This is a genomic window from Desulfopila inferna (genome assembly GCF_016919005.1).
In the GTDB taxonomy this organism is placed as follows: domain Bacteria; phylum Desulfobacterota; class Desulfobulbia; order Desulfobulbales; family Desulfocapsaceae; genus Desulfopila_A; species Desulfopila_A inferna.
The window spans coordinates 861209-884860 of sequence record NZ_JAFFQE010000002.1; the positions used below are offsets into that span (position 1 = coordinate 861209).

Consider the following 23652-nt stretch of genomic DNA (forward strand, 5'->3'; position numbering starts at 1 on the left):
TTAGTAATCAAAAAAAAATTGGCTGACTGCTATTATCAAGCTCTGTATCAATTTTTTTCGTTAGTTCGGAAAGCTTGTTACAGCAAAAACTATCTCCTGCTAGAAAGAGTTGATATTGACAATAAACCTGGTATGAAGTAACCGGCCTGCGGACCTATGATTCCAAATTTTCTGTTCTGCAGGTATATCGTCAAGCCAATTGCATGAAGAAAATGACGAATGTCGTTGATGGTGTCTGGAGCAGTGGATGCAAGCTTTTTCATTTCCCTGAAAAAATCGAGTGCATTGGACCAGTTTTCAAATGTTAGAATAGCCTTTCCCTCATGAGCGCGAAAATGAAAGGCGATATCATTAAATTCAACATCCAGAGCCGTGGACAGAGAGGGAGCTTTGCCCGACTTTTGAATGTTCGCCGATATTGCATTCAATAATGGCTGTTGTATATAATTTTCTCCTTTCATTTTTATACCTTCTCAAGACAAATGGGTGCTTCAGATAAAGCACCCCAGGTTTTAATTACTCACCTCACGTGTGGTTATCCTCAAGGTTCCATTGAATTTCCAATGAGCTTGAGGAGCATTCTTATCGGTACTTCCCGGCACATCAATTTCAAAATCATCGAAATTATATGAAATCTCGGCATTATTGCCGGTGAGCCGCTCGTAAAGTCCTACAAACATTTCGGGCCAATTATTGGTATCCTGTATTTTCTGTGCCATTGTATTCACCTCGTTTTTTAAAGAGTTCGTATTGTTATCTACGGGGGTCGCCTTTCCATATGCATGGTCGGGAAATTACCAGCTGTCGCCGAGTACGAGTGAAAGATCCATGCATTTGTCTTTTTCTTTTTCGGAAAGACCCTTGCGTGTATCGCGGTTTTTCAGATCTTCACGGTAGCAAGCGTATTGTTTACCATCAACGTCATCGATAAAAATCATACGCTGATACTCTTTAGAGATTAATTCGCCTCGCATACTCATGGTGTTCTCCTTATTATAATATTGAAGTAGTAGAGTCTATTCTTAAGATGTCCATTAAAGCTGCTATAATTGAAATTTTAAAGTTAAGCTCTTTTGGACATGTCTAGAAGATATGAACGTTACAGGTTCTTTCAATGGAATTAATTAAGTAGTATAATGATAGTATTTACTATTAATTTAATTGGGTTTATATATGTGAACATGCATTTAATGGTTTCAAGAATACAATGACATATCGGCATCATATTCTTATGAGTATCATTTGAGCCGGAAGACAATCTCATTTGGAGGCATAACCATGGCTGGTACGGTGATTATTTACGGTGGTTCCGGGGGTATTGGTTCCGCGACGGCACGTATACTACATTCCCGCGGCAAGAGGTTGCATCTGGTCGGCCGGAATGAGGTTAAATTAAAGGCTGTTGCCGATGAGTTTGACGCTGGTTTTTCCGTCGGCGATGTCAATGATTCCACATTATTTTCCAGAGTGATGGAAGATATGAACTCACCCTGTGACGGCTTGATCTATGCAGTCGGTACCATTAATCTTGGCAGCATTCGCAGACTTGGTGAAGAAGATTTTCTTACCGACTTCAAGGTAAATGCATTGGGAGCAGCACTGGCAGTCAAGGCGGCACTTCCGCTCATGAAAAAAAGTGATCTAGTTCCGGCGGTTCTTCTCTTTTCCAGTGTGGCCGCCCAGCAAGGGTTTACGATGCATACCTCGGTCAGTATGGCTAAAGGTGCCGTCAACGGCCTTGTTCTGTCCTTGGCTGCCGAACTGGCCCCCAAAGTGCGAATCAATGGCATCGCCCCTTCGCTGATCCGGACCCCGCTATCGGAGAATATCCTCAAAAATGAAAAGATGACAGACTCCATAGTCTCTGCCCATGCCATGCAACGTCTTGGTTCGGCTGAGGATATCGCTGAAACAGCTGCCTTCCTCATGTCCCAGGAAGCTTCATGGATCACCGGCCAGATTATCGGTGTTGACGGTGGCCGCTCGATGCTGCGGACCGGCGGTTGTTAGAAACAAACTCAAAGAAATTGATGGCCGATTGAAAGGAATTTGCGGGAAAGTCAGGAAAGGATTACAAAGCGAGTATTTATGCTTGTAATGGGTGACCCCAAATGACCAAATTACTGATAAAGGTACCGATTGAAGAGGTGGACCATGTCGAAGCCCAAACTGGCTCTGGTTACTGGCGGCAGCAGAGGAATAGGTTTTGCTGTCGTCAAGCAGCTTTGCCTGAATGGTATACGGACGATTTTTACCTGTCGGAACCCCCACGACGGTCAGCAGACCCTGAGGGAGCTGGCTCCCTTCGCTGCTCTTCTTGATTTCCATCCGCTGGAGGTGAGCGATAATGGGAGTGTGGCGAAGCTTGCCGAATATGTGCGCGGCAAATACCACAATCTCGATATTCTGATCAACAACGCGGGAGCCAACTACGACACCTGGCAACGGGCCAGCAGTGTTGACATTGCCGAAGTCGAGTACACCTTGAATGTTAATTTAATCGGCCCCTGGCGCATGTGCAACGCCTTCATCCCGCTGATGATGGAGCAGGAGGGCGGACATATCGTCAATGTCACCAGCGGCCTCGGATTGCCGGAGAATCTCGACGGCAGCACGCCGGCCTACGCCATCTCCAAAAACGGGCTGAATGCCCTGACAAGATGCCTGGCCGCGGATCTGCAGGGAACCGGCATCACGGTGAACGCGATTGATCCCGGCTGGGTACGAACGGCCATGGGCGGCAAGAATGCACCGCGGTCGCCAGACGAGGGTGCGGAGTCTGTCGTCTGGCTGGCGACAACTGAAGATTTTAGCGTCAGCGGGGGATTATTCCGCAACAGACAGCAGATACCGTGGTGATAATACAAAGATGGAAAAGAGTTTAGAAATTAGTAACTTTGGCATCGCCATCTTAAAAGGCGCGACACCCATGCCTCTCAATGGTCCGCCTTATTCAACGCGGTCACAATATAATTTTCCTTATAATAATTGCACAGTCATATCTGATAACTTTGTAAAAAGTCACTGAAGGTGCCTGGATGGACTCTGCGATAAGCGCAGACTTCGAGAAAGCTTGATATACTAGGCGTAGTACCTGAAACGACGAATTGGCAGTACATGTGGTATGGCAAATCGTCGTTTCAGATCTACAACGACGCAGATCGAGCTTTTTACGAGTCCATCATATCTCACTGTTGTAAAAGCGCCATAATACAGCTGCAGTCAGCACTCCTGTGTAGAAAACAATATTGCCCCAGATATATGTGGGGGACAGGCCGACAAAGGCATTATTTGTGATCAGCGTGGATGCATAATGCTGAAGCATGTAGACCTTCGGATAGAGGATTCGCCAGAGGGAGACATGGTTTTCACTATAAATGAGTTGCCGAATTTGTTCATTTTGCATGGCCTGGTAGGCCCCGTCCGATATGAAGCTGATCCCGGTAATTCCCAGAGTAAAAATTGCGGCCATGAAATTCGGCAGAAAAAGAGATAAAAAACAGGTCAGGACAATTACATAAAGTAGATTGACCGAACACATAAGAGATGCGGTCAGATATCCAGTGATCATTCCCCCTGTATTGGCCAGGGCAATCAGAAAGATGGCTAGATGAAGAATGAACATAAAGGCAGTTGAAAGAATCCAGGTCCCCAAAATTCTGCCGAGCACATACTGCCACCTGTCAACGGAATGGGAGAGAAACATCACCATGCTGCCATCTTCACGATCCCGAGAAAATATACCCATGGAAAGCATGGACGCCATCAGGAGCATGCCTGCGGCAATAACGTGAAATACAATCAGTGACGCGTACCAAGCCACTGAAACATTGTCAATTTGTCGCCCGTTGACGGAATAATCGCCCTGATAACAACCTCTGATAAGTAAGACAAAAACAATGGCGATTGCCAAAAGCAGATAAAAACTCTTCCGGCGCATTTGGTCATTTATGGTGAAAACGGATATCCGTGTCAGGTTATTCATCTTACGGGTTTTCCTCAACATGTCGGATGAACACGTCTTCCAGTGTTTCATTGCCATGAACGATATGGGAGAGCGGGCCTTTTACCTGGATTCTGCCCTTGTTCATGATGGCAACAGTATCGCAGAGTCTCTCCACCTCTGAAAGCAGATGGGAATTAAGGATAATGGTACCCCCACTCTTTTTGAATTTTTCAAGCAGTGCGCGGATATCTCGCATCCCCAGAGGATCCAGGCCGGAGGCCGGTTCATCCAGAACAAGTAACTCGGGGTTGCCCAGGAGCGCGGCCCCAAATCCCAGTCGTTGTGTCATCCCTTTTGAATACTGGGAGGCCTTTTTCCTTTCACTGCCGTTCATCCCAACCTGTTCTAAAATCTCCCCCACAGACTTTTTTGCACGACTACCGGTCAGACCGCAAAATGCGGCGTGTCGCATCAGATATTCCTCGCCGGACAGATAGGGAGGAATGCGATTTAACTCAGCCAGGTATCCGAGCTTTTTTCGCGATTCTGATCTCCCGGCGGGCAGCCCCTCTATGGCGATGTTTCCGGCTGTGCAGCGCGAAAAACCAAGAAGCAGGCGCATGAGGGTCGTCTTTCCGGCTCCGTTGGGTCCTAAGAGAGCAAAAAATTCTCCTTTATCGATAGTGCAGGAAACCCCGTCCACGGCGACCAGATTGCCGTATTTTTTAATTACATTCTCAAATGAAATCATAGCCAAGATCTTTTTGCGACCGCATGAGTACTAAATTGCATTAGGAATTTCTCAGAACCTCAAGCAGATAGTTCAGAGCTTATTGAAACAGTGGGGCTCCGGCTTTGGTCTAAGTGACACACAGCATCACAACATCGAGCTAAGCGGCGCGTTTTTGCTGTGTTCTTGCTTAAAGGCCTGGCCTGGCTTGTGCGTGAACTAAAGGGTTATAGTCCCCTGTGTGTGATCCTCTTTTAAGTCGTATGCTTAACACGAAACATTAACCGATGGCAAGAGCGTTACTGAGAGGTAATGGTTGGAGGAAGCTGGGTTTTTGGAGGGTGGCGTATGCAATGTATCCTACAATCATATAAAAAACTAACTCGGAGCAATGGAATGTGGGAGAGAAAGAAGGGAAGTGCCGTTTTGGGGGAAAAACGGCACCGATACCGTCGCGCCTGCAATTAGTGGGTGACAGTCAGTTCCGGGAAGGGCCAACCGTCCATCCCCTCTTCAAGTATGAGCAATTTATCTTCGTCGATGCCTTTTTCCTTGAGGTAGTCATAGCTGCGTTTTGCTCCGCCCGCACCGCGGGGGCAGACAATTACCAGAGGCTCGTCTGTCTCCTTGTGCTTCCGGATAGCGAAATCAAGTTTTTGGGTGTCGCTTTGGCTTTTCGCAGGATAGGCATAGGTTGGCAATGAGCCTTTGATATGGTGAGTGGTAAATTCATCTTCAATCTGGATATCCACAATGATCATCTCGCTACCGTTCTCTATGTTGCTCTTTAATGTCTCCGGGGAAATGTAATTGTAGCCTGACGCAGTGGCACTGCAGGTTGCTGCCAAAAGGATGGCAAGGATAACTGGTAAAAATCTCATGCTTTTCTCCTGAAATAGACTAACGTTGATTGATAGCTGATTGTTTGATTCGATTGTGTGAACTGAGTCAGGAAGACAGCATCGAAGATGCGTGTCTTTTTTGTAACCTGAACCTGGCCACAATCTCTGACGCCGTGCCTCATTCATACCAGAACGACGCCCTGAATTCCAATTGGAAAACTCTATCAGAATTTACGAAGTCATAGGGCTAGCTTTTTCGGTTGATTTGAGGAGGGTCTTCTATACACTCCGGTTGCAGTTTTGATGAGAAAATTGATTGAATGGCTTTACCGGCTGTAAAGTCATTAAAAGTGAAAATTACTGTCGTAGTTGAATTCGCTCGTTTCTGCTTTTACTTTTTCCTTATGAAAAAACTGATTAAAAAGATTGCACACCGTTTCGGCACCCAGCCGGACAAGGTAAAGCATGTTGCCGTCTCGGCCTTGCTGGTATTAATGATCTATATCGGATTAGTATTTCAGGACGTCGATGCTGCTATGGCCAATCTGCTGGCACTGGGCATCACTCTGCTTATTGGTTTTGCCAAGGAGGTGGCGGACAGGTTCACAGGGGGCGACAGCAGTGTTGCCGACATGGCCGCCAATGTGGTCGGAGCCTTGCCCATGGCGCTCATTATCTGGCTGTTCACCGCAGTGCTGAGGCAGATGTGAGTGTGAACTTAAACCAAGTACCATAAACCCAATAAGCCCAGAGAAAAGAGCAGAACGATGGTTAAATCAACAACGTGCGGCACCTTAGCAGCATAGAATACATCATCAATTTTGGAAATAATCCTGACCCATCCGGGAATGTGCTGGTCTATCACCGTCACTCGCGAGTCAATAGCCTTGGCGGCTCTCCTGCCGCTTTCCACGGCACCCTCAATGCTCCTGACATGGGCCTGGGTCCGAGTATGCGAACCGGCGAGGAACAGGTTGGTAAGCGGTGTAGTCTGGGGCGGCATAAAGTGCTGGGTAGCGGTAGTGGTCACCCATTTCGGTTGATCAGGCCTGATCCCCTCAGCGGAGAATTCCCACTCATGCCAGACCTCGATTTCCAGTCGGGAATACTCTGCCAACTCTTATCATAAAATCTGGCATGCGTGTTGTCCGGAAAAATGCCGAAATCGATAGGCCGGGAAAGGGCGAGATCGTAGAGATTCCCCTTATCGTTAAAAGGAGTCTTCTTCATGAGATCAAAAGTGTTGTGATACCATGGCCCCACACCGTGCCAGGAATTAAGGGGAAAAAAGCAACTTCCAAGGATTTCTCGGCAGTTCAAAAAGAAGGCAAGTGACAGGTCCGACGAAACAATGACCAACTACGAATTGGTCACCGCTGAAGGCAAGGCAGTCCTTGGTGAGGTAACAACTATACACAGTCAATGAGCTATTTCTCTAACCTTGATTGCATCGATAACTGTATCGTTGAGCTGCGGGTAGTAAAGCTTCTTTTTAGCAGCTTCATTGATGATTTTCTCCCATTGACGGAAAGAATCAACATTTTTTAAGGTGTGCTCGGCAGTTTTGGGATTGCCTTTTTCGGCAATCTCGCGAACACCCTCAAGTGCATGATCGTCGCCTGGAAAATACAGAGGTATAACGCCGGTGTTTTTAGGGATCTCTTCAAAGATCTTCCTCGAATACCGTTCACGCTCGCAGTCTTCCATGAATTTTTCCAGGCTGAAAAAGTTAAGGCTTCCGAGAGCGCCCATGGCATGCCGCACAATATGCACCCCGTACTTGCGCAACGAGTTGCGGCTTAATTCCGATTCGGAAACGGCCTGGGGAGTTACATCGTTCAGGCTGGTACTGCCTCCGGTCTGAGCGGAAGGAAATCCGGTAATCCAGGTGTTGACGCGTGCCAGGGCAGCGTTGATGAAGGTCTGGTGGGGTGAACTGTAAGAGAGATTACCTCCTGCCTCGGTCACGCTGGGAATGCCACCGTGCACGCACAGAACACCCGGGTTAACGGTCTGGGCGATCATCATCATGAACATAACCTGGGCATGGATCTGCGTCAAAAATGACTCCGGGCTGCCGGCGCCCGACACGCCGGCAATCGTCTGGTCGATCAACAGCAGGTTATTGCCTGTGCGCGCACTTAGTAAAAACGGCTCGACCATGTTATTCATGGGCGCCAGGGATGCAATCAGGCTGGTGCCGTCGATCCAGTGCTCCTTGCCTTGCAGGAATGTCACCTCGTCGGCGGCCATGGTATTGGTGGTGATCATCTTCAGCCCCTGATAGGCTTTCTCCATTAACTGAGCCACCTCAAAGAGGGAGATACTCTTGTCGCAGGCCACCGGCAGACTGAAAATGTTTACAACATCTTGTTGTTCAGTCACCAGGCGGATGATTTGCTCATACTCTTTACGATTGGCCGGACGCAGTTCTTCTTCGCCAACCCGCTTGAGAAAGGGCGACGTCGCGCCTGTGCCGAAAGTATTCATTCCCGGGTCTCCAGGCATGTGACGGGGCACCTGCTCCAGGCAATGATCTATGTAACTTCTTTTCAGGGGGATAAACAGCGCTGTTTCATTGTCGAAATCAACACCATCGGCTTCCAGGAGAATATCCATGAGAACCTGGTTCTCCGCAATGTTCATGCCGATTTCCGTCATTACCCGTTTAGCGTTTTCGTCGATACGCCGGTAGACCGCCTTTTCAGCGATCAGATCATCCATATCCTCTATCCGCAAACGAACTTTTTCAAGGATAGTTTCGTCGGTAACATGCGGCAGGATGTCCTCATATAAGGCTTTGGCCTGTTTGAAACGAGCCTCCTTTTCCAGGAGAATGCCTTTTTCCAGAATCGTTTCCGCAGGTGGACTCATTGCAATTATCCTTATTCCACAGCGTTGACACACCCGACAGCAGGTCTGCCAACACTGATCATTTTATTTATTACTCCTGGAATCACCCTACAAATCAGTGTTTATTAAATCAATAACAGAATATATGCCGGGCAGTTTGATTAATATCTCTCCCTGTCACTTTGCACGTTTTTACTTCTAGACCACGAGCCATCGGTATCCTGAAACTGCATTGCCAAAAGTTATTTTATCCAGATACATAAATGGCTCTCGTCGGAAAGTTTCTTCTTCCCCTGCAGATATATTGCAGGGGAAGGCTGCTTTTTTCTATCTTCAGCTTTTGTCGCCCTTCACCGACAGCCGGCCAGGCTTATCGCGATCAAGCGCATTTTCTTCGGTATTTTTTGGGGCTGCCGCCCTGCCCGGAGGATTTTCCTCCATCATATGTGGATCGTATGGCTCCGACTTTTCGGCGTTATAGGTATAGGAAGTATGCCCCTGCTCATCAGAAGATACCGACACCGGGCTGGACTGATCACGATCAAGCACAGCTGCCTTGTTTTCTTCTCCGGACTGTCCGGCCGGATGCGACTTGTGTTCCTTCTGCCTATCCCGAGAAGACACTGACAGCGGGCCCGGCTTATCCCGGTCAAGCACATCGCCCTCGATGTTTTTTGCAGCCGGCGACCTGCCCGGAGGATTTTCGTCTGACATATGCGGATCGTACGGCGCCGACTTTTCAGCGTTATAGGTATAAGTAGGGTGTCCCTGCTTATCAGAGGATACCGATACCGGGCCGGACTGATCACGATTGAGAATAGCGTCATGCTCTCCTCTCCTGTTCCAGTCTGATACGTCATCACTCCTCCTGCCTCGAACAAGGCTGCTTCCACCCTTCAATAAACGCTTCACAACAAAACCCGTGAGCAATGCTCCACCTATCATAAGCAACGGCTGGCGTTTACTCACCCTCTTTTCCTCTCTGTGGACATTCATATAATTGGAAAATTTGCGGACCCTGCCCAAAGCTGAATCTTTTGTATATTTCTTCATAACTGCCTCCTGTTTGTCTTTAAGCATTGTTTTCACCCGCCTTATTGACGGAGCGTGTTTCAGCTCGAATATATACCCATTAGAAAGCAATTATTATGCCAAAAGTGGAATAGGCCGTTCATCGTGTTCTTTGTGCGCCGCACCCTGATCTGACAAAGGTCTCTGCCTCTCCGGGGCAGTACGTTTTTGTTGAGCAGGTGGGGCTACAGCAGACCGGCCTGCGGTTTCGAGTAGTTGGATAGATAGAATGGTCCGGCCCCACTGGAAAATACTGGACCTGTTTCCGCTCCCCGGCTCGGGAACGTCCGGTTCATGTTTTTGCGGTGGAAATACAACCAGTGATGGAGGGCTTTTTTCTCCGAGAGATGAACGGCGAGGAAAATTGACTAAGCTGCTTATAAAGTATACTCTTTGAAGAGTAACATTTAGTTGAGGTCCACCATGAAGGCAAGATCTGGGATTTAGATCAAAACGAATTACTGGATTCTGTAAATTTCTCAATAAGAGTTAACCCAATTAAGGAGATGGATATGAATATTTCACTTACCCCTTTGGTATCGCTTATCGCTGGTATTCTCATTTTGGTTGTCCCCCGCCTGCTCAACTACATCGTTGCAGGATATCTGATTGTTATAGGCCTGATCGGACTGTTCGGCGGCGCCGGTTTTCATATGCGGTAGCAGCCTGTTCAAGGAAACGGGACAACTTCACGCCACACCCGGGACCAGGCCGGCTCGTGGCTGCTGGAATCCCTTCTGGCCAGGGGACTCGCTTCCAGGAAAATGGAGGCGGGGCTCTTGAGTAAAATCGTCCCCGATTAAAGTATGTTTCGGAACTCCTCACCAATCAAAAGCCCGAGCAGTTATCCTGGCCTTCTGGTCTTATCGGCATATACTCTCCTCCCGGCGAAAATTTTTTAAATTAAGAGTCTGGCCATTTGGATGAAACCGAGATGCTGGTCGGCTGGGGCTGGAATGGAATGCAGAGCCATCAGATGCCGTGAGCTCCGCTGGTGCTCACCGGGATAGCGAAGAATCCTGATAAACTTCTGGTAGTAATCGATCCAAGAAAGAGCGAAACAGCAAGCATTGCCGACATCCACCTGCCCCTGCATCCGGGGACCGACGCCTTGCTGATCAAGGCAATGATCGCCATCATCTTAAAACGTGGCTGGGAGCACACAAGTTACCTGGAAAATCATGTTGAGGGATTTGCCAAGATCCGGCCATGGTTTTCGGGAATGGATATCGAAGCGGCAATTTTCGTTTGTAAACTTGATTACGATCAGGTTGTGGAACTCTGCCGCTTAATGACCACCAAACGCTGGTGCATGCATCCGGATCTGGGGATCTATATGGGTCGCCACAGCACTCTCAATTCGTATCTTTTGAATATTCTCGGTGCCATATGTGGAATATTCGGGGTGCGCGGGGGTAATCTCATTCCCGGCATGGTCATGCCTCTGGGTTTCCACGCCGATGAACGGAATCCCAAAACCTGGCGGACTGTCGCAACAAACATGCCCCCTGCGGCGGGTGGATCCTTTCCGCCGGCGGTGGTGCCTGAAGAGATAGAACATCAGCACCCGGAGCGCCTCAGAACTCTCTATGTCAATGGCTGTAATCCGCTACGTTCATATCCGGACACTACTGCCTACGAAGAGGCTTTCAAAAAACTTGACCTGCTTGTCGTTTGTGACATTGTCATGAGCGAAACCGCGAGATATGCCATTACATTTTGTCCTGCCGGAATGCATATGAATCCTGGGATGGGACATTTTTCTCCTGGACGTATCCCCAGGTCTATTTCCAGATGCGGCAACCTCTTGTAGAACCGCTGGAGAATTGCCGTGAAGCATCGCAAATCTTCACCGATATCGCCGATAAGCCCGGAATTATTCCGGAAATTCCTGAAGATGTGCTCCAGGCTGCCCGTGGCAATCGTCTTCATTTCGGCGCAAAGCTCATGGAATGGGCAGCAAAAGAGCCGGCCATACGATCGAAAATGACATTTATCCTGGCACTTTGTACCATGCAGGGTGGAAATGGCATAAAATCAGAACAGCCCAGGCTGGGCTCAGAGTTCCATTCCTGCCAATAACCTAACAACTCTCCCGCATCGAGAATGAACGTGAGTTTTTTCCGTTGTAACAGTTGATTGTGGTGGGAGGCGAAAATGAGCCGGTTTCTTAATATCCTGCTGTTGATATGGTTGGCGGGTTGTACCGCGACCCATACGGTCCGCAAGGATGATGAAGGCGTGACTCTCGCCCTTGACCTTGGCGGTGCCCGGGAGGTTCTTTTTGTTTCTTCACTCGACGGATTCACGGTGCACAAGGCGAGGAAAGGGAGCGACGGAGCCTGGCTGGTGCGTGATCTGGATGATAGGGAGTTTCGCTATTTTTATATAGTTGACGGCAGGTCTTATGTACCGGAATGCAGATTTATGGAAAAAGATGATTTTGGACTGATGAACTGTATCCATCAGCCCTGAAGATCAGGTAGGGATTGACAGGGGATATGGATTGGCAGTATTCGGCCTGACTGCAAAGGGTACAGGTGGTGTTTTTCAAGGAGGCGGTATTATGGAAAAGATTATGTTGATCTTGTTTTTGCTGATGATGACAGCGACGCTAGCCGGCGGGCAAACGATCGACAGTCAGATGGAAATTCTTGAGCATCAGATAGCCCGGTCCGGATTATCTGTTGAAGAGGCGCACTCATTGGTCCACTCAATGCAGCAGGCGGGATTTACCGAAAAGCAGGCGGAAAGGCTGGCCCGTCAATTATCCGCGGGTGATTTTCCGGGAATGGCAGCGGAACCGGTAAGGGATAAAGTGCTGGAGGGTATTGCCAAGAGGGTCTCGACGGAAAGGATTCTGCAGGCGGCAACGATGGTTGAGGAGCGATACGCCCATGCCTATGAATTGACTGCCGGCATGAATCAGCAGAACCGCATGCGGCTAACCCAGGCCTATGCCGACTGTCTGGCCGCAGGTCTTACCAGGGAGGATGCCGCCCGGATAGCTTCAGCGATCCAGAGCAGACAGCAGCATGAGGAAAAAACAAAGCAATTCGGTATCGGCCAAGAGGCTTTGCTTACGGCAAGAGAGATGGTGCGGCAGGGTGTAGCGTCGACTACCACCGCCTCTGTGATAGGAGAGGCTCTTGCCCGGGGGTATGATGAATCTAACATGCATACTCTCCGCTATTCTTTTCGTAACAGGCAAAAGGATAATCTGGAGGAGACCGCACAAACATTCAGGGCTGCAATCGGCATGGGAGTTTCGGCCGATAAACTCGGCACTTTCGAGGGCGGCGGTAACGTCGGAGAAGGCTTCCATGGTGATGTCGGTAGTGAATCAGGTCATGGCCATGAATCTACAGGGGGGCAGGGTGGTGGAAGTTCCGGTGGCGGCAGCGGTGGCAGCGGTGGCAGCGGCGGCAGCGACGGTAGTGGAGGAAGTGGCGGCGGCGGCGACAGTGGCGGTCATGGTGGCAGCGGCGACAGTGGCGGTCATGGTGGCAACGGCGATAGTGGTGGCGGTGCAGGCGGTCAGGGCGGCGATGGCAAACACTGATACTGTTCACTTTTCATAGACCTGAGGGGCGTCGCCAGTATTTATGCATGGTCGGCTTAACACTGATCCCGTGGACCAGTATGGAAAGCGTCACCACAACCAGTGTCAGATGGATCAATTCTATAGCCAGTTCTTCCTGCAATCCGTGCTGGATGGCATACATCAGATAATAGAACGAACCGATACCGCGTACTCCGAACCAGCCGACTAAACCGCGAATACGCCAGGTTGTGCGGGTGCCGATCAGACCAATCATTACGCTTAAGGGGCGTGCAACGGTAAATATGAAGAGCGCAAGGCCAAATGCACGCCAACTCCACGAATCGACGAAGAGCATGCCGCCGATGAGCAGGATCAGAACGAGTTCAGACAACCTCTCAAGATGCTCTTTGAAAACCAGAGAGGCTACACTGACATGATGTTGTGGGGAACCTTCTGGTGGCGCGGTGGCCTGAGGCTGCTGCCGAGTTCCCGAGACGGCTCCGGCAAGTTTAAGCTCGGTGTGGCGCAAAGCTACGGCGGCAAAGAATACGGCGAGAAAGCCCCAGGCGTTGAGCCACAGGCTTAGACCGTACACCGCCCCAATTAATCCCAAACCCAAAAAGTCATTCAGTAAATCCGGATCCTGCCGATTGCCGCGCAGGCGTGTCGCTAAATGGGCAAGCGCCCAACCGGCAATGACGCCGATAGCGACACCCGCAGCAGTCGCCCATAGCACGTCAACCACTATCCAGCGTTGCCCGAAATCACCTAAATCATGCAGCCCGAGCAGACCTAAACCCAGCATGACAAAGGGAAAGGCGCTGCCGTCGTTCATTCCCGCCTCGCTGGTCAGGATAAACCGCAGACGATCGTGGTCACCTGCATGACGTATCTGCACCTCGGTCGCCAGCACCGGATCGGTTGGCGCTATGATAGCTCCGAGCAGCACTGCCGCGCCCAGCGATAATCCCAGGAGGTAATAGCTAAAGCCGGCAACCAGTGCGACCGTGACAGCCATGGAAAAAAAGGCCAGAAAAACCGGCCTCCGCCAGCGCGTGAAAGTGAGCGGCACCGGCATCTTTACCCCGGCTGAAAACAGGGAGATCAGCACTACCACCTCGGTTAATATTTCGAGCAGGGCTGACTGCTTGAGAGGGTTGAAGTGGAAGAGGCCGAAACCTGTCGGACCCACCAGCAGTCCCACCGCCAGATAAACTATGGCCGAGGTGACCGGTAAGCGCTTGATAACAGGCATCGTCAGGCCCATGGCAAGCATCAGACCGCCTACCAGTAAAAACCATCCCGTACTATTCATTGCTGCTCAGCGCCTGTATAGGCCCCGGGTTGTGCAGTCCTCCAGATTGCTGCTTATTGGTAAGCGGGTAAGCGGCTTGTGTGTGACAAAATTTTTGAATTGAGCTCAGATGTGATTGAATCTCTGCTTGGATGTCCGGTTTTCGCATTGGCTCCTTGGATTACGAGATTATCCTGATTGATTGTCTTGGGGGAGATTTGTCATCACGGCTCGCGGTCGGGTTCAGATCAATGAATATTTTGGATCTCCCGGCGGCCTTCTCTTTTTTGGCGTTTCGCAACTGTGCAAAAAAAAATCAGAGTGTTAAGCGGAAACCAGCAGGTCTTTTTAGACCTGTCTTCAGATACGGGAGGAAAGGTAAAGTGAGGTCGCTTTCTTTATTACCTTCTGAAAATCATCGAAGCCCATTGGCTTTATCATAAAATCGCTTGCTCCCGAGGAAAGCGCTTCTGTTTTGTCATTCTCATCAAGAGAAGATGAAAAAATAACCACTGCAAGCATGTCAAACCGCCTGTCAGATCTTATCTCCTGCAGTACCTCCAGACCACTCACCTTCGGCAGCTTCAGATCAAGAAGCATCAGCTCCGGATTTCCCGCGGTTCTCTCGGTATAGTCGCCACGGCGATAAAGAAAATCGAGAGCCTTTTGCCCGTCCTGCACCACCTCGCATTCATCCTCGAGAGATAATTCTTCCAGGGCGATTTTCATCAGGATTATATCATTCGCTTCGTCTTCCGCAATTAGTATACGCTTCAGGCTATCCATTTAATTCCATTTTCTCCTTCGGAAAAGCCAGATAAAAGACTGCGCCTTCATTCAATTTTCCTTCTGCCCATACCCTTCCACCATGACGCTTGACAATACGCGCAACATTGGCGAGTCCGATTCCTGACCCCTCAATATCCTCGACACCATGCAACCGTTGGAAGATTCCAAAGAGTTTATCGTAGTATTGCATGTCAAAGCCGATTCCATTATCCTTTATATACATGACATACTCAGTCTCCTCAACCATAAACCCGATTTCTAAAACGGCAATGGGACGGCTCCTCGTAAATTTCAGGGCATTACCTATCAGGTTCAAGAATACGAGCTGAATCATTGCTGCGTCTCCCCATACCTGCGGCAGATCGGCTATCCGCCACTGAACATTCCTGTCTTTTATGTCGGCAGCATGACTCAATATGACGTCATGGATGACAGCATTGAGATTCACCAGAGTTTGGTTCAGCTCGATGCGCCCCATCCGGGAAAATTGCAAAAGCTCATCCGCCAGTGTGGACATCGTGCCGGATGCCTTGAGAATGGTAGTGAGAAAGGAGCGGCTCTGTTCATCGAGAACAGGCCACGCCTCCTTTTTTAGTAGCTCGGCAAAAATGTTCATGTGCCTGATAGGCGCTCTTAGATCGTGAGAGACGGAATAGGTGAAGCCTTGGAGTTCTTTGTTCGATAATTCCAGTTTTTCGATCAGCTTTTCCTGTTCCTCTTCCTCATGCTTTCTCTCGGTGACATCTCGCGTCGTTCCCGCGATACTCTCTACCTCGCCGTCTGGTCCGATGACGGGTGTGAAAATATATTCATAAACGCCGAAAATGCCTGTAAGCGGGGCCCTGAAAGGCACTTCGCCCTTGATGGGACGCTTGGTTTCAATAACCTCGGCAATCTCACGCATGTGCATATCGTGATGCCACTGCTCATATCCGAGCTCTCGTGGTGTCTTACCGATTATATCCGGCTGCCTCATACCCCATACCTCAAGCAGCCTTCGGTTCGCGTAGATAAATCTACCCAGGAGATCAAAAACATAGACAAAGTCGGGTGTGGTGGAAGCAATTCCATCGAAGAGACGCACTTGCTGCTGCAAACGATCCCTGGCCTGTTCCAAGGCACTTTCTGTCTGTTTGCGCTTGGTGATATCCGCCACTACACCTATTACCCGTATAGGTTTCCCCTGTTTGTCGAAATGCACAATTCCCTGTGGGGCAATCCAGTGGATACTGCCATCCGGCCAGCGCACTCGCGCTTCAAAAGACAGTTTTCCTGTTTTTATAGCTTTGGCGAATGCGTCCTTGATCATTGAACGATCTTCGGGCAGCACGTGCCGCCTCGCTATTTTGATTCCCCATTCAGATTGGAGTTCCGAATAGCCCCAGATCTCGTCGTGGCGCAATGAACGTATCATGGTCCCGGTAATGAGGTCCAGATCCCAGGTGCCGAGATCAGCCGCTTCCACTGCAAGACGAAGCCGTTCTTCACTCATTCTGACTTGGTTTTCCAAGCTTTTATAGCCACTTATTTCGCGGAGGACACCTACCCAGTAGTTCAGATTCAGTTCTTTATTCTGAATAACCGTAAAGTTGTCGCCTAGCAGGATATATTCGCCGTTTTCTGCCAGAAAGCGAAACTCAAGGACTCCTGAGAAGTTTCGCTTCTCCTTGATCTCGACAAGATCTTCACGGATCCGTTCAACATCATCGGGATGGATTCGTGTGAGAAAATCTTCGAGAGAGAAGGATGTGAATGTGTCTGAGGAGATCCCGGTGAGTTTTTCGACTGCCTGACTGATAAAGTCATATTTATCCGTATTCAAATTTCGGCGATAAATGACATCCGTGGAGATGGCTTTGAAGGTTTCAACCAATTTGCGGTGCTCTCCATAGCGTTCCCTCTCGGCTTTTCCAGCTTCCGATGTATCGGTTCTGTCTTCCAGTGTCAGAAGGATAATGGGTTTACCGCCGGCTTCCAGGTCAATACGCCGGCCATTCAACAGTATTATTCTACGGCCGATATCAGGGAAAGTCTGATCGATTCTCAGGTCTTTGAACATCGCTTCATCCGTGAGAATGGTATTAAGCGCTTTTCTGAGTCCGGCAATATTCCACTGACCGTTTCCAAGCTCATAGAACGAGCGCGCATTCGTATCGGATTCGGCCGTCTGGAATTTTCGGGAAAAAGTATCATTTACATAAAGTACCTGCAGCTCTGCATTGAGTATGACCAGTGGTTCCCGAATAATTTCCGCTAGAGCTTTGATTGAACCGAGCAGATCCTGATATGCCGAAATTTCCATTTCATGTCCTTTAATCCGCGACCACCCGAAGTGCCGTTGGGATAGACCCCTGGAAAAAAAAGCCGGCTACCGATTCTTTAAAATTTTAAGTAAGTGTAGAAAATATGGGTGGAAGTGGTTTTACAGTTTACCGGGAGCTTGATGAATGTTCAACTACTCATAGTAGTAGTTCTTCTGAAGGATTATACAAAGATCAGGCGAAGTATCCGAAGCTCTGAAAAGCCTCGGAGCCAAGTCTGGAGTTATAGTCTCTCTCTCATAATTAACCTCAAGGGGTGCATGTGTCAACTAAGGAAGTTTTTGCCGAAGAACGGCGCAAATTGAAGAAACAGAGGCCTAAAGCTCATGATTTTAACGGCTTAATTATGATGGTGTACAGGTATAGGTGAAAAAAATCAATGGGAAAAGCGCGGTCTGTCTCGCTTTTTCTGCCCGCTTTTTCAAGGAGCAAAATCATTGACAATCGTTTAACTGCCGTCTCAGTCCATCACATTTACCTCCACCAGATAATTTTGGTATTGAGTGACTTCGACGCCGGCGCAGCTCGATTTGCTGATATGGTTGATGCGCAGCTCAAGCTGGTATCTCCCCATGCTTTCTGACCGGAACCGCACCCCGCCTGACGCCACCATATATTCCACCCCGTTGTGATCCGCGGCAATCCCGAGCTGCAGGTTATAAAAATCACCTCCCCCGATTTTCGCTTCAGGCAAGGGTACCGGGATGACGAGCCATTGATTTTTCGGGACGGTATAGGTCTGCATCACAGCCATCACCGGTAGGGCCGTCATCAGCATAAAACTAACCGCAAAGAGCTGGATGAGTGTCTTGGCGATAAGCAGTTTTAACGCTGTGCGTGCCCGGTAATATCTCATACCGGGCATGCCTGTCATGAGTCTTTTTTGGCCAGGACCAGTGCCGGCTGGCTTGGCCGGATGAACCTGGTGGAAGGGTTGAGCTCGGTGTGTTTGCCAAATCCCTGTGGATACTGCTCCGCCTTGGCGATGTTCAGTTTTGCCAGATCGACCAGGGTCAGGGCTTTGGTGGGACATCCCAGTACACAGGCAGGCCTGAGGCCGGCATCAACCCTTTCAACACACATACTGCACTTTTCCGCTCTCTCGAGAACCTTGTTGTCCTTCGCCGCTCCATAGGGACATGCTTCGATACAGGCGTGACAATAGATACATTTTTCGGCGGTGTGTACGACAATTCCGTCTTTTTCCCTCTTGATGTGTGCCTGTACCGGGCATACCTCTGCACATACCGGCTGGGCACAATGATTACATGCCAGCGAGAAAAATGCTCTCTCACGATGAGGATAATGTTCAACTGAAAGGGGGGTGAGATCACGCCACACCACTCCGGGTTCCTGGTGATACTGATTCTTGCATGCCATTGCACATGAATAGCACCCCACACATTTTTTGGAATCGACCATAAAGGCCAGCTGTTTTCTCATTGTAATTCTCCCTATGCCTTAGCTATGTCTGCGAACTGATCATGAATGGCCACGCCCGGAGCACCGGTCTTGAAAGTACCCATATCGGAAGATTCGTCATCCACCAGATTCTGAACATTGAAGTTTGCTTTCTTAAACCATGCTTCGTACATCAGCAGGACATCCTCGGCGACGGTGTTGGTGAGTTTGGCCTTCACGGTCACGCTGCCGACTTTGTTGAATACCTTCACCATGTCACCATCGCTGATCTTCCGGGCCCTTGCCGCTGCAGGATGCATATAGACAAACGGTTCTTTATTGAAATCCTCCATATAATCGATATTTACAAACTGCGAGTGCAGACCGAACTGAGTATGCGGGGTAAGTACCCTGAAGGCATCGTACGCCTTTCTCCTGCTCTTGTGCTCCGGTAATCTGGTATGACCATATTCGGCGGCAAGATCCGAGCTGAACTCATATTTGCCGGAAGGCGTTGCAAATTTTTTCTCATGCCAGGCGGCGCTGGAGGTGAGCTTTGCTTTTTGTGGTCCGCTTCGCAGATCCTGCCATTTCCTGATCCCGAAAAGCTTATAGATGCCGTCATTAAACTCTTTCTCCATCCACACCTTGGTATCCATAATCTGCGGGAAAGTACATGACCCGGCTTCAAGTTCATTCATCTTTTTGGAAAGCATGGCAGCTATCTGCAGGTCACTTCTTGCCTCATACTGCTCCGGAATCGCCTTTTCGTTGATACTCAGCCAGTAGTGCCAATACGATGCATTGACCGTGTACTCCTCAAAAAGTGTTGTTGTAGGCAGCACGATGTCGGCATTCTGCACCGTTTCATTGAAAAACTGATCGACCACAATTACCTTTTCCAGGGTACCAAAGGCCTTTTGCAGTTTCGGTCTGTCGAAATCCTGAGCAAATGGATTTTTGCAGGCAACCCACAACATCCTGATGGGCGGATCATTGGTGGTTAAGATTGATTCAGCCAGCTTATTGATATTGATGGTCCTGTCGGCATACTCTGCTCCGCCTTCCTGTTCGGCGGTAAACTCGCTGACAATCTTATCTTTGCCAAGATAGCCGACGGAACCTTCGGGCTGCTTCTGCACCATCGCGTTGTAATTGAATCCCCAGGTCTGGAGGTGGCCGTACCTGACGCCGCCGCCTTCTTTACCGACGTTACCCGTCATTGCCGCAAGAGCATCGATGGCCCGCACATTGACACCACCATTTACATGCCTCTGCAGTCCATATCCTACCCAGATTGTAGCCGGATCCGCTTTGGCGTAATCTTCGGCGATTTGGCGGATTGCCTCTGCCGGAACTCCGCTCTGTTCGGCAGCCCATTCCACGGTAACACTGGTCTTGAGATACTCTACAAAATCATCAAAGCCTTTGCTGTAGCTCTCGACAAACTCTTTATTGTAAAGCCCCTTGTCAACGATGTGACGTGCCATTCCAAGGGCAAGAACGCCATCCTGAGAGGTCTTTACCCGCACATACAAATCAGCCTTTGCTGCAGTCTGGGTAAGAAGTGGATCAATGACTACAAGTTTTGCTCCTCTCTCCTGTGCCTCATAAATGAATTTCATGGTATGAACCGAATTCCATGCCGGATTGCCGCCCCAGATGATAATGAATTTGGCTTTGACCAGATCCTCGGGATCGTTGCACCACATATTGCCCATATCAAAATTCTGGGCATCGATACCGGCAGGCCAGCATGGCGTGCCGACAAAGCGACTGGTATAGCCGAGAGAACTCATCATCCCCTCAACCCCGTAGTGAGTTATACCGAAATTGCCGGAATATTTATCCAGAGCCATCCCAAGCAGAGAGCCATCCTTTTTTTTCATTTCCAGGATTTTTTCACCGATTTCGGTCATTGCTTCGTCCCAGCTGATTCTCTTCCAGTTGCCGGTACCCCTGCCGATCTGCCTCATCGGGTATTTTATTCTGTCAGGGCTGTAAACCCTGCGTGGATAGGCATAGCCCTTTACGCAGAGAGCGCCGTCTGTAAATGTGGATTCCTGGGCTCCCTCGATAAATTCCAAGACGTTATTACGAACATATGACTTTATGCTGCATGTATCATAACAGTTCCTTGGGCAGGCATTGCGGAAAATATCATACTCCCCTTCATACTGTATTCGCTCCCAGGCCTGTGCCCGTAGAATCCCTGCAGGTATTGACGCGAGTACTCCGGCTGCCGCTATTCCTTTGAGAAAGCCACGTCTGTTGAACGGGCATGTGCTTGCTTCTTCTGTTTTATCGAATTCCTTTTTCATCCCATCTCCTTTTGCTGCGCAGTTACGCAAATTTCATTTTCTACCCATTCCGACAGCAGTATCAATACCTTCCTCACAGCCACAGATTCACTACAGTGTTTCATTGCCCTGGCTGTAAAATCAGGCACCCATAAGGCGATATGCTCATGTAAAAAATTGTGGTACAATTCCAGGGCATCGGGAATATTCACTCCAAGAAGCAACAGATGTCTGCATGCATCAAGCTCATAGGCGAGACTGTCCTCGGGTTCCCTGCCGACCTCTTCAAGACCTAGTCCGATGGAATCATAGAAACTGCGAACCTGAGCAGTCACCGGCCCCTGAATCAGCCCTTCCGGGTCAAGATAAATAGAAGCTACGGCCGGAGCCGTCGGAGTCATCGGTCCGATAAAGAGCCGGTTAAAGATAAACTCTTCCTGGTCCCAATCGATAACCTCTGCGTCACTGTCTGTTTTGCAGGCAGCGACAATATTGATATACGCCTGTTGCAGCCGCTCTTTGCGGCCGTAATAAAAAAAGTCTCTGAAGGCTTCGAGGAGATTGACTCTATTCATACTTAACACCCTTTCCCTTTTGATTTGCACAGAGGTTACACGGGTATGCAATGGAAGTAAATGGGAGGAAAAGGGCATTTAATGGGTATATGTGCATACCCATTGCTAGGCGATGAAAATTCGATGGAGGGGGTGAGTCTTTTCGTTATTTGTTCAGGTAGGCAAAGAGATTCACATCTTTTCCGCTCAATCCGAGTTTTCTCCGAATATTTTTGCGGTGCGTCTGGACGGTCTCTATGGAAATGGTCATGGCATCGGCAATATCCTTCGAGGAGGCTCCGGACTGAATCATCTGGCAAACGTGTACTTCCGATTTGGTTAAACGAATAATATCTTCGTTACTGATCACTCCGGAAGCTCTGCTTAATCCAGCCAGTTGATCACGGACTATTTTCATGTAAACATGGCGTATCTCGCTGTTTTCTTCAGCCGATAGTTTCTGCAGAGACGGGATGATTCCTGTTGTCACTTTCTGGGCTATCGAAAGCTCGAGATCCTCCTTTTCCCGGTCGATGGCCTTCATGACATTCCTGAGAGTGACATTCATCTCTTCAGCCTTTAACTTCTCCTCGCGAAGATATCTTTCCATTGCTTTCTGCTGAGTAATATTGCGCACAATAAGATGAAGAAGAATCTCGCCCCCAAGCCGAAATTTGTTGACCGTGATACTGGCGGGAAAAGTATCGCCGCTGCCGGTAATGCCGTTGAATTCGCCATTCCAGACATCTCCTTCTTCTATCGATGCGGCTTGGCGGAGACTGTCGATACTGTCCGGATGAATTATTTTAGCGCAGTTTGCACCCTCAAGCCACAGACTGGTCATGCCGAAAATATCGGCAGCCTTTTGATTGGCCTGCACAATCTGGAGGGATATATCCACCAGCAGAATACCTTCACCAGCCGAAGTAAACAATGAGCGGAATAACTGCTCCGATTTCTTCAGTGCTTCGGTCCGTTCCGATACCAGCTGTTCAAGCTGTTTTCTCTGGTCGACGATTGAGCTGATATCGCTGAGGATAAGGACATGTCCGGCAGAGGCGAGAGAGACTTTTTTCAAGGGCACGATAACCATTTTGTATATTGCCTTGCCCGATTTCATTCTGATCTCATGGTTACAGCCGTATGGATATTTAGCAAGAAATGGTTCAATTTTATAACCTGGATGGTCGATATGGCTGAACACTGTCTGGCCAAGAGTTTCTGCACCAAAATATTGCCTGGCCGCCCCGTTCATCTCGAGGATGCTCCCCTCATCATCGATGACCAGCACAATATCGGAGGTTGATTCAAAGATGTTCTCATACTTGTTTTTTTCCAGGGTAAGGCTGCGGTTTTTTCCGGCCAGCTCGTTCAGCTTGTCATTGTGGCTGGGCGCTTCCCAGTCTGCAATGGTAATAGTTTCCATGGCATCCACTATCCGGCGAAACTGGAAGTAGCGCGGGAGTTTTTCGCCATCGGACAGATCCGATTGGAGTATGATGTCCTCTATGGCATGCAGCAATGTCTTAAAGCAGCCGAAAAACATCTCCGGCTTCAGTCCGCGGGCCCGATGTTTCCTGCCGGTCTGCACAAGAAAATCAGCAAGTTGCCTGTTGCTCTGCAGGATTGACGGGAAAAGCAGCGATGAATCGTGCTCAAGGTTCATCATCGGCTCAATAAGACCCCGAAGACTGAGAATACAGTCCTCTTTTTTCGCAGTGGTATGCTCAAGGTATCCGGCCTGTTCCATATAGTCCGTCCACTTCTCGAGAAATGTCTCCATCTCTGCAAGTATGTGCTGTAGAAAATTATCCACTCCCTGTCCTCCCTATGTCCCGGAATATGGAAAACCTCAGCGTAGCGGCGGCCCATATCTTTTTCCTTCTGAAAACAAACTGCATACCATTACCTACTACAATAACCAGGCCTGGACAATCAATTGATGGACTCTTAAAAGAGCTCTATCCGCGCCGTTTCAGATACAACGTCTAGTATATCAAACTTTCC

General features: G+C 49.0%; 25 protein-coding genes. 8 read left to right on the top strand and 17 right to left on the bottom strand.

Features of this window, described 5'->3' with window-relative positions; genetic code table 11:
• Positions 1 to 89: 89 nt before the first annotated feature.
• The 3 genes from JWG88_RS07820 to JWG88_RS07830 all read right to left on the bottom strand — a co-directional run bounded on the left by JWG88_RS07820 (position 90) and on the right by JWG88_RS07830 (position 980).
• Positions 90 to 461 carry a hypothetical protein gene (locus JWG88_RS07820; RefSeq protein ID WP_205233142.1) on the bottom strand — a complete coding sequence of 124 codons (372 nt, stop codon included), beginning with the start codon at positions 459 to 461 and terminating at the stop codon, positions 90 to 92.
• A 51-nt stretch (positions 462 to 512) separates the two neighbouring features.
• Positions 513 to 719 carry a hypothetical protein gene (locus JWG88_RS07825; protein WP_205233143.1) on the bottom strand — a complete coding sequence of 69 codons (207 nt, stop codon included), beginning with the start codon at positions 717 to 719 and terminating at the stop codon, positions 513 to 515.
• A gap of 75 nt (positions 720 to 794) precedes the next feature.
• The gene (locus JWG88_RS07830; RefSeq protein ID WP_205233144.1) at positions 795 to 980 is read right to left on the bottom strand and encodes a hypothetical protein; all 186 of its coding nucleotides are present in this window, start codon (positions 978 to 980) and stop codon (positions 795 to 797) included.
• A gap of 298 nt (positions 981 to 1278) precedes the next feature.
• On the opposite strand from JWG88_RS07830, the gene JWG88_RS07835 reads away from it, so the two are divergent.
• Together JWG88_RS07835 and JWG88_RS07840 are read left to right on the top strand one after the other, a co-directional pair.
• A complete protein-coding gene (locus JWG88_RS07835) occupies positions 1279 to 2010 on the top strand; it encodes an SDR family NAD(P)-dependent oxidoreductase (protein WP_205233145.1) in 732 nt (243 codons plus the stop codon).
• A gap of 144 nt (positions 2011 to 2154) precedes the next feature.
• Positions 2155 to 2859, top strand: coding sequence for an SDR family NAD(P)-dependent oxidoreductase (locus JWG88_RS07840; protein ID WP_205233146.1), 705 nt, complete (start codon positions 2155 to 2157; stop codon positions 2857 to 2859).
• Positions 2860 to 3181: 322 nt separating this feature from the next.
• Here the strand turns inward: JWG88_RS07840 and JWG88_RS07845 are convergent, their stop codons facing one another.
• The 3 genes from JWG88_RS07845 to JWG88_RS07855 all read right to left on the bottom strand — a co-directional run bounded on the left by JWG88_RS07845 (position 3182) and on the right by JWG88_RS07855 (position 5557).
• Positions 3182 to 3985 carry an ABC transporter permease gene (locus tag JWG88_RS07845; RefSeq protein WP_205233147.1) on the bottom strand — a complete coding sequence of 268 codons (804 nt, stop codon included), beginning with the start codon at positions 3983 to 3985 and terminating at the stop codon, positions 3182 to 3184.
• Position 3986: 1 nt separating this feature from the next.
• A complete protein-coding gene (locus JWG88_RS07850; protein ID WP_205233148.1) occupies positions 3987 to 4697 on the bottom strand; it encodes an ABC transporter ATP-binding protein in 711 nt (236 codons plus the stop codon).
• Between the two features lie 443 nt (positions 4698 to 5140).
• Positions 5141 to 5557, bottom strand: coding sequence for a rhodanese-like domain-containing protein (locus JWG88_RS07855; protein WP_205233149.1), 417 nt, complete (start codon positions 5555 to 5557; stop codon positions 5141 to 5143).
• 365 nt (positions 5558 to 5922) lie between these two features.
• Between JWG88_RS07855 and JWG88_RS07860 the strand changes: the two genes are divergently transcribed.
• Complete coding sequence (locus tag JWG88_RS07860) at positions 5923 to 6228, top strand: VanZ family protein (protein WP_205233150.1); 306 nt, start codon at positions 5923 to 5925, stop codon at positions 6226 to 6228.
• Positions 6229 to 6236: 8 nt separating this feature from the next.
• Here the strand turns inward: JWG88_RS07860 and JWG88_RS07865 are convergent, their stop codons facing one another.
• The 3 genes from JWG88_RS07865 to JWG88_RS07875 form a co-directional block, all read right to left on the bottom strand.
• A complete protein-coding gene (locus JWG88_RS07865; RefSeq protein WP_205233151.1) occupies positions 6237 to 6635 on the bottom strand; it encodes an FAD-dependent oxidoreductase in 399 nt (132 codons plus the stop codon).
• A 302-nt stretch (positions 6636 to 6937) separates the two neighbouring features.
• Entirely contained in the window at positions 6938 to 8392 is a 1455-nt protein-coding gene (locus tag JWG88_RS07870; protein WP_205233152.1) for a trimethylamine methyltransferase family protein, read from the bottom strand.
• 312 nt (positions 8393 to 8704) lie between these two features.
• Positions 8705 to 9424, bottom strand: coding sequence for a hypothetical protein (locus JWG88_RS07875; RefSeq protein WP_205233153.1), 720 nt, complete (start codon positions 9422 to 9424; stop codon positions 8705 to 8707).
• A gap of 524 nt (positions 9425 to 9948) precedes the next feature.
• Here JWG88_RS07875 and JWG88_RS07880 point away from each other — a divergent pair.
• The 5 genes from JWG88_RS07880 to JWG88_RS07895 all read left to right on the top strand — a co-directional run bounded on the left by JWG88_RS07880 (position 9949) and on the right by JWG88_RS07895 (position 13004).
• Complete coding sequence (locus JWG88_RS07880; RefSeq protein WP_205233154.1) at positions 9949 to 10104, top strand: DUF3096 domain-containing protein; 156 nt, start codon at positions 9949 to 9951, stop codon at positions 10102 to 10104.
• A 332-nt stretch (positions 10105 to 10436) separates the two neighbouring features.
• Positions 10437 to 11255: a molybdopterin-dependent oxidoreductase gene (locus tag JWG88_RS21620; protein ID WP_337833110.1), complete on the top strand. Its 819-nt coding sequence runs from the start codon at positions 10437 to 10439 to the stop codon at positions 11253 to 11255.
• Positions 11237 to 11524, top strand: coding sequence for a hypothetical protein (locus tag JWG88_RS21625; RefSeq protein WP_240194315.1), 288 nt, complete (start codon positions 11237 to 11239; stop codon positions 11522 to 11524). The genes JWG88_RS21620 and JWG88_RS21625 overlap by 19 nt, the downstream gene beginning before the upstream one ends.
• Before the next feature lie 75 nt (positions 11525 to 11599).
• Complete coding sequence (locus JWG88_RS07890) at positions 11600 to 11917, top strand: early set domain-containing protein (protein WP_205233155.1); 318 nt, start codon at positions 11600 to 11602, stop codon at positions 11915 to 11917.
• Positions 11918 to 12008: 91 nt separating this feature from the next.
• Entirely contained in the window at positions 12009 to 13004 is a 996-nt protein-coding gene (locus tag JWG88_RS07895; protein WP_205233156.1) for a hypothetical protein, read from the top strand.
• A gap of 13 nt (positions 13005 to 13017) precedes the next feature.
• Here the strand turns inward: JWG88_RS07895 and JWG88_RS07900 are convergent, their stop codons facing one another.
• The 8 genes from JWG88_RS07900 to JWG88_RS07935 form a co-directional block, all read right to left on the bottom strand.
• A complete protein-coding gene (locus JWG88_RS07900; RefSeq protein ID WP_205233157.1) occupies positions 13018 to 14301 on the bottom strand; it encodes a cation:proton antiporter in 1284 nt (427 codons plus the stop codon).
• A gap of 339 nt (positions 14302 to 14640) precedes the next feature.
• The gene (locus tag JWG88_RS07905; RefSeq protein ID WP_205233158.1) at positions 14641 to 15066 is read right to left on the bottom strand and encodes a response regulator; all 426 of its coding nucleotides are present in this window, start codon (positions 15064 to 15066) and stop codon (positions 14641 to 14643) included.
• Complete coding sequence (locus tag JWG88_RS07910; protein WP_205233159.1) at positions 15059 to 17371, bottom strand: PAS domain-containing protein; 2313 nt, start codon at positions 17369 to 17371, stop codon at positions 15059 to 15061. The genes JWG88_RS07905 and JWG88_RS07910 overlap by 8 nt, the downstream gene beginning before the upstream one ends.
• Positions 17372 to 17850: 479 nt before the next feature.
• A complete protein-coding gene (locus JWG88_RS07915; protein WP_205233160.1) occupies positions 17851 to 18264 on the bottom strand; it encodes a hypothetical protein in 414 nt (137 codons plus the stop codon).
• Positions 18261 to 18833: a 4Fe-4S dicluster domain-containing protein gene (locus JWG88_RS07920; RefSeq protein WP_205233161.1), complete on the bottom strand. Its 573-nt coding sequence runs from the start codon at positions 18831 to 18833 to the stop codon at positions 18261 to 18263. Before JWG88_RS07920 ends, JWG88_RS07915 begins: the two co-directional genes overlap by 4 nt.
• A gap of 11 nt (positions 18834 to 18844) precedes the next feature.
• The gene (locus tag JWG88_RS07925; protein WP_205233162.1) at positions 18845 to 21112 is read right to left on the bottom strand and encodes a molybdopterin-dependent oxidoreductase; all 2268 of its coding nucleotides are present in this window, start codon (positions 21110 to 21112) and stop codon (positions 18845 to 18847) included.
• A complete protein-coding gene (locus JWG88_RS07930; RefSeq protein WP_205233163.1) occupies positions 21109 to 21666 on the bottom strand; it encodes a TorD/DmsD family molecular chaperone in 558 nt (185 codons plus the stop codon). Before JWG88_RS07930 ends, JWG88_RS07925 begins: the two co-directional genes overlap by 4 nt.
• A gap of 145 nt (positions 21667 to 21811) precedes the next feature.
• Positions 21812 to 23461 (bottom strand): PAS domain S-box protein, encoded by a 1650-nt coding sequence (locus JWG88_RS07935; RefSeq protein WP_205233164.1) that lies wholly within the window; start codon positions 23459 to 23461, stop codon positions 21812 to 21814.
• Between the last annotated feature and the right edge of the window lie 191 nt (positions 23462 to 23652).